Source organism: Kocuria sabuli, assembly GCF_040981185.1.
Classification (GTDB): Bacteria; Actinomycetota; Actinomycetes; order Actinomycetales; family Micrococcaceae; genus Kocuria; species Kocuria sabuli.
The window spans coordinates 1-500 of the sequence record NZ_JAVHZE010000129.1; the positions used below are offsets into that span (position 1 = coordinate 1).

The 500-nt window shown below is 73.8% G+C and carries 1 protein-coding gene; it reads left to right on the forward strand.

Going from position 1 to position 500, the window contains the following annotated elements; translation table 11 throughout:
- Positions 1-89 precede the first annotated feature (89 nt).
- Positions 90-500 (forward strand): phospholipase D-like domain-containing protein (locus RE027_RS18260; RefSeq protein ID WP_497795579.1); only part of this gene is annotated, 411 nt, incomplete at its 3' end.

The following is a 500-nucleotide window of genomic DNA, read 5'->3' on the forward strand; positions in this document are numbered from 1 at the left end:
GGCGCGGAGGACGACGCCGCGGGCCGGGCGGCGGCGCGGACGGTCTGAGGCCGCCCCGCACCGCCGGCGGCGCCCGGTAGGCTTCGCGGATGAGAATTCCTCGTTCCTCCGGGCCCCGCCTGCTCCGTTCGTTCGCCGTCCGCTCCGCCCTGGGCATGGTGGCCGTGCAGGCGGCGGTGGTGGCCACCCTGGTGGCCACCGACGCGATCAAGCGCCGGAGCCGCTCGAGGCGCTCCGGGTTCCCCCGCCCGGGCACGTTCGAGCACACGGTCGCGGAGACCGGCACCACGATCTACACCTACGGCGAGGACCTCTACCGGGACATGCTCGCCGCGATCCGCGGCGCCCGGCACCGGGTGCTGCTGGAGACCTTCATCTGGAAGGACGACGAGGTCGGGCGCGAGTTCCTGGACGCCGTCAACGACGCCGCCGCCCGCGGTGTCGAGGTGCACGTCATGTACGACGGCTTCGGCAACCTCGTGGTGCCCCGCGGCTTCTAC